This window comes from Pseudomonas huaxiensis (assembly GCF_003231275.1).
Taxonomy (GTDB): domain Bacteria; phylum Pseudomonadota; class Gammaproteobacteria; order Pseudomonadales; family Pseudomonadaceae; genus Aquipseudomonas; species Aquipseudomonas huaxiensis.
Genome location: NZ_QKVL01000030.1, coordinates 69,815 through 75,907 on the forward strand (window position 1 = coordinate 69,815; position 6,093 = coordinate 75,907).

A 6,093-nucleotide genomic window follows, 5' to 3' on the forward strand; every position below is an offset into this window, starting at 1 on the left:
TCAGAAGGTGTAGTCAGCCGTGACGAAGAACGACCTCGGCTCGCCCAGGTACCACTGCCGACCGTTGTTGCCGGTGGTGGTCGCGTACTGACGATCGAACAGGTTGTTCAGTTGCAGACCGAGGGTCAGGTCCGGCTGGATGTGCCAGTCGACGTTGGCATCGACCACGGTGTAGCTGGGGGCTTCGATCGTGTTGGCGTTGTCGCCATAACGGCTGTCCACGTAGCGCGCACCCGCCCCCGCGCTGAAGCGCTCGGCGAAGTCCTTGCTCAGCCACAGGTTGGCGGAACGACGTGGCACGTTGACCGGCTGGTTGCCTTTGAAGTCGTTGCCGCCACTGGCGAATTCGTCGTACTCGGCGCGAACCCAGGCGGCGTTGGCCGAAAGCTGCACGTCGTACGGCAGGCGCAGTTCCAGGGTGGCTTCAATGCCGTCGGAGGACTGCTGGCCAATCTGCTGCTGGATCGTCGGGTTGAGCGGATCGGTGCTCAGCAGCTTCTTCTTGACGATGTGATACGCGGCCAGGGTCCATTCGCCACGGCCATCGAGCAACTGCTGCTTGATGCCCACTTCAGTCTGTTTCGCGGTGCTGAGGTCCCATTGCTGTTGCGCGGTCGAGAGGGTCAGCAGGTTGCTGACGCCTTCGGTGCTGGTCGCGTATTGGCCGTACAGCGACAGGTCCTCGGTGACCGCGAACACCAGCCCGGCGCGCCAGTTACCACCGGACAGGCTGCGATCGCTGCGGGTATCGGTCGCCACATCGGTACGATCGAGGTGGACCTGATCGCGGCGCACGCCGGTGATCAGCGACAGCTGCTCGGTGAGCTGGGTACGGTTCTCGGCGAACAGCGAGAACTGCTTCGCCTGGTTGGCGTCGCGGGAGCGATACGGGTCGGTGCTGACGTAGCCGCCGCCACCCGAGCCGGCCAGCGGCACGGTGTCGCTGTAGACGTTGCCGAAGTCATGCTTGCGCACGAAGCGGATCGAGTTGTAGTCCGCGCCAACCACGGTGCGGCTGTCCAGCCCGAACAGCGAATGCTGCAGGGTGAAGGTCTGGCGATCGCCCACCTGCTCCTGGGTCTGTTTGATGCTGATGAAGCTGTCGCGGCGCACGAGGTCGCCCGGCAGCCAGGTGTAGGTCTCGGCATTGCGCCAGCGGCGCTGGGCCTTGAGGAAGTACAACTGGTTGCTGGCGCTGAGGTTGTCGTTGATCGTCCAGTCAGTGACCAGCCGGGTGGACTGGTCGTTGTAGTGATCGGTCGCATCCTCGACGTTGTAGTTGTGGTCACGCAGCGACTCGCGAAAATGCCCGTCCACCAGCGGCGTGCCGAAGTAGCGCTGCGGCTCCTGGTCGCTGTAGTCGTGGCTGAAGGTGAAGCTCAGGTCATCGGTGGCCTGCCAGCGCAGCGCGCCGCTGAGGGCGATGCTTTGCGAATCGCCGCGATCGACCCAGCCGTTACTCGCCTGCTGATTCAGGTTGAAGCGGTAGCTGAGGGTGTCGGTCAGCGAGCCGCCGCTGTCCAGCGCGGCCTGGCGTTTGTCATCCGAGCCATAGCCCAGGCGCAGGTGATTGCGGATCTCGCCCTCGAACGGCTTCTTCGGCACCACGTTGATCACCGCACCGGTGGCGCCTTCGCCGTAGAGCACAGAAGCCGGGCCGCGCAGCACATCGATGCGCTCCACCGCCCAGGTGTCCACCGGGAAGGTGACGGTGCCGGCGCCGACATACAGGCGGGTGCCGTCATACAACTGCATGGTCGAGCTGTGGCCGGTGAAGCCGCGGGCCGACAGCGCGGTGCCGCCGTTGCCGGGGCTGCCCATGAAGGTGACACCCGGGGAGCGGGTCACGGCGTCCTGCACGGTGGCGTTGTTGCGCTTGAGGATCTGCTCGGCGCTGATGCTGGTCACACTGGCCGGGGTTTCCAGCGGCGTCAGCCCCAGGCGCGAGCCGCTGGTGCTCGCGGTATGCAGGTCAGGCTGGGGATTCTGCTCGGCGACCTCGTTGATGGAAGTGGCCGGCAAGGACAGGGCTTTGTCGTCTTCGGCCGCATGCGCCGGGAGGGACAGAAACACGCAAGGTGCGAGGCTGGCACACAGCAGCGTGCCCGAGAAGGAATTGAACAGGAAGTTACGGGACATGTCGTTCCACTTGAAGCAGGAATGAAAGAATCCCGGAGGGAACAACGCATAGGGAATCGCGGGCGCGACAGCCCACGGAAACCGGCCTGCGCCCGCCCACCGCGGGTTTGCCAAACAATGCTTCAGGCCGGTCTCCGGGCTCGCGAGGGTCATGAAACATTCACCTTCCCATGCACGGGGCACAGTGGCGTATCGAATGTTTCGCTCGCATACCGTTGCGGGGGCAGCGCCGGACTGATCAGCAAAGTGACGAACCGGCTTCCCGTTTCACCCCATACACGACGGTATGGGACACCTGAAACAGGCGCGCATCTGACCATCAAAGTGTTGGAAGGTCAACGACATAGGTGTTGGTGGCAGGGCCCAGGACTGCATGGGCATCTATACATCTCACCGGCAAACATACTGGTTTGACGCGGAACCTGTGGGAGCGGTCGTTAGCCGCGATGGGCCGCAACGCGGCCCCAAAACCATCCCCCACGAGGTGGCTGTCTATGTCCGGCATTTCTTTCGACGTTCAGGATCCCTGAATATGAGATCCCAACCCGCCAGAAACAGGGTGCTGGATGGATTTAGGGCCGCGTTGCGGCCCATCGCGGCTAACGGCCGCTCCCACAGGATCGCAAGTGGCTGAAGGTTTGCGATTGCCTGCAAGAGGTGCAGATACCAGGCCCCAGGACCGGCAATCACCGACACAACAACTCAGCCCAGTTCGTTGATGCACACCACTTTCGGCTGCGTCATGTCTTCATAGGCGAAGCGCACCCCTTCCCGTCCGAGACTGCCGTATTTGAAGCCGCCGAATGGCATGGCGTCGAAGCGGTAGTCGGACGAGTCGTTGATCATCACGCCACCGGCCTCGATGCGCCGCGCCAGCTTCAGCGCGGTCGACAGGTCGCGGGTGAACACGCCGGCGTGCAGGCTGTATTCCGGCGCGTTGGCCAGGGCGACGGCGTCGTCGAGGTGGTCGAACGGTTCGAGGATCACCACCGGCGCGAACACTTCCTGCTGCCAGATCCGGCTGCCGTGGCTGACCTGTTCCAGCACGGTCGGTGCGTACAGCGCGCCCTCGCGGCGGTGACCACAAAGCACCCTGGCGCCGTCCGCCACGGCGTCCTCGACCAGTTGTTCGGTGCGGCAAGCCGCCTGCTCGGTGACCATCGGCCCGACATCCGTTTCGCGAAGCGAAGGGTCGCCCAGCTTCAAGGCCCGCGACTGCGCCACGAACTGTTCGCGGAACGCCGGGTAAATCGCGCGGTGCACCAGGATGCGCTGGGTGCCAATGCAGTTCTGCCCGGCGGCCCAGAAGGCACCCGAAACGCAGGACTCCACGGTCGGCCCGAGGTCGCAGTCTTCCAGCACCAGCACCGGCGCGTTGCCGCCCAGGTCCATCGCCAGCTTTTTCAGCCCGGCGCTGCGGGCGATGGATTCGCCGGTGGCAAAGCCGCCGGTGAAGGAAATCATCCGTACCTCGCGCAGTTCGACCAGCGCCCGGCCCAGTTCCACACCGCCGGTGGCCGTGATCACCACGCTGTCCGGGAGCCCGGCCTGGATCAGGCAGTCCACCAGTTTCAATGCCGACAACGGCGCCAGCTCGGACGGTTTGAGGATCACCGCGTTACCACCGGCAATCGCCGGGCCCAGCTTGTGCGCCACCAGATTCAGCGGGTCGTTGTAAGGCGTGATCGCGACGATCAGCCCGAGTGGCTCGCGGGTAAACCAGCCCTGGCGGGACTCCGAGCCCTCATACGCGTCGAACGGCAACACTTCTCCGGCATTGCGCCGCGCTTCTTCGGCGGACAGTTTCAACGTGTTCACACAGCGTTTCACTTCCTTCTCGGCCTGGCGCAGGGTTTTCCCGGCCTCGGCCACGATCAGGCTGGCGAACGCCGCGGCGTCGGCTTCCACGAGTCGTGCGGCCTCCTCGAGAATCCGCGCACGGCGGTGCCGCGGCAGCGCTGCGCTGTCGATGACACCCGCCCGCGCCCGCGCCAACAGGCCCGGCACCGCTGCGGCGTCGAGGTTGGGCACGCGACCGACCACACGGCCATCGAACGGGCTGAACACCTCGATATGGCTTGGGGCTACGGATTGAACACTGGTCATGCGAGATACGCTCATGAAAGGCTCCCGTTACTGTCGGTCGGTGGTGTGCAGGGCGATGATGTCGGAGAGCAAGGCAAACGCCGTCTCGATCCGGCCTGCGCCCGGCCCGGACACTGTGACGGCGCCGAGCAGTTCGGTGTTGAACGAGATCGCGTTGACCGCGCCGGAGATGCCGGCCAGCGGGTGCTCGACCGGCAACAAACGCGCTTCGACGCTGGCGGAGACCGAACCGTCAGTTGCCTTGCTGGCGGCGCCGATCAGTTTCCAGCACTGCCCGGTGGCCTGCGCCTTGACGATATCCGCCGCGCTGATGCCGCTGATGCCCGAACAGGCGACATCGCTGACACTCAACCGCGCGTCCAGCAGTTCGTTGGCGAGGATCACCACTTTCAGGCGCACGTCATGGCCTTCGACATCTGCGGTCGGGTCGGCTTCGGCGTAGCCCAGTTGTTGCGCCTGGGCCACCGCATCGCTGAACGCCAGGCCTTCCTTCATCCGCGTCAGCACATAGTTGGAGGTGCCGTTGAGGATGCCCTCGAAACCTTGAATTTCCGCACCGGCCAGGGCCTGTCGGGCCAGACGGATCACCGGCGTGCCGCTCATCACCGAGCCTTCGTATTCGAACGCCAGACCCTTGCGACGGGCCAGCGCCTTGAGCTCGGCGCCATGCAGGGCAATCGGGCCCTTGTTGGTGGTGACCACATGAATGCCGCTTTCCAGCGCCCAGCGGCAGAAGGTCGCTGCCGGCTCGCCGTCGACCGGGTTGGTGAAGGTTGCCTCGGCAATGATGTCGGCGCCGGACTGCTTGATCACCGTTTCATTGAAGGCCTCGGCGGTACCGCCGGCGATCCGTGCCAGCGCGCCCTTTTCAGCAGGCAGCGCGACCAGTTCGGCGGCGTCCAGGCCGTTGCGGTTGACCACCGAGCCGAGAAACAGGTCGGTGACGCCGACGATCTTCAGGCTGAAACCGAGGGCCGCCTTCCAGGTGGCATTACGTTCTGCGATCAACTGGGCCAGGCCACGGTTCACACCACCGAAGCCGACCAGGGCAATGTTGTATTCAGTCACGAAGGCATTCCTCTTTGCTGTTGTTTGATGGCATCAGCGTACGAGTCAGGCCAGGGCACTTGAATACGGCAAAACGCTGTATTTGTTGAGCGATTTGCGCAGTGGAAAGAAATGGTGGGGCGATGATTTTTGGGCTTGGGTGCCGTGGGCTTATCCATTCGATGCTGCGGCGCTGCCGGCCCCTTCCGCCTCTACGGCGGGTCCATTTTGTCTCTACAGTCTTGGCAAAATAGACGAAAACCGCTCGCTCCTGCATCCGGCCCTACGCTGCGCTCCGGGTCCCCTCGCTCCGGTGTCTTGCGGGGCCACGCGGCCTACGACTTGCAAGCAAGTCTACATCTCGCGTCTTCGGCTGCGCCGAAGGGTGCTGCGCACCTGCCCCTTCAGACACCTCCGCTCGGCCTCCTGACGTCGCACCTTGTGGCGTCTGAACTTGCGTGCATGAAGAGCAGAAGCAAGATCAATAGCAAAAAAGAGCAAATCGGTGGTTTCGCCAGATCGTGATTTCGAAGATCCGTCATCACAGGCGCCGCCCGTAACTTCGCGACTTCAGGAGGCCGAGCGGAGGTGCCTGTAGGGGCAGGTGCGTAGCACCCTTCGGCGTTAGCCGAAGACGCGAGATGTAGACTCGCGAAGCGAGTCGTAGGCCGCGTGGCCCCGAAAGGCACCGGAGGGAGGGAACCCGGAGCGCAGCGTAGGGCCGGATGTGGGAGCGAGCGGTTTTGCCTACTTTTTCCAAGAAAAAAGTAGGACGCCGTAAAGGCGGAAGGGGCCGGCAGC

The 6,093-nt window shown here is 64.0% G+C and carries 3 protein-coding genes and 1 riboswitch; all 3 genes read right to left on the bottom strand.

All coding sequences use genetic code 11. The features are described from left to right. The 3 genes from DM374_RS24390 to DM374_RS24400 all read right to left on the bottom strand — a co-directional run bounded on the left by DM374_RS24390 (position 1) and on the right by DM374_RS24400 (position 5,313). On the bottom strand, positions 1-2,139 hold the full coding sequence (locus DM374_RS24390; RefSeq protein WP_110972177.1) for a TonB-dependent receptor: 2,139 nt from the start codon (positions 2,137-2,139) through the stop codon (positions 1-3). Positions 2,140-2,247: 108 nt separating this feature from the next. After that, a riboswitch (cobalamin riboswitch) is annotated at positions 2,248-2,453 on the bottom strand. 388 nt (positions 2,454-2,841) lie between these two features. Continuing rightward, positions 2,842-4,260 (bottom strand): aldehyde dehydrogenase family protein, encoded by a 1,419-nt coding sequence (locus tag DM374_RS24395; protein ID WP_110972178.1) that lies wholly within the window; start codon positions 4,258-4,260, stop codon positions 2,842-2,844. 12 nt (positions 4,261-4,272) lie between these two features. Further along, entirely contained in the window at positions 4,273-5,313 is a 1,041-nt protein-coding gene (locus DM374_RS24400; protein ID WP_110972179.1) for a homoserine dehydrogenase, read from the bottom strand. Between the last annotated feature and the right edge of the window lie 780 nt (positions 5,314-6,093).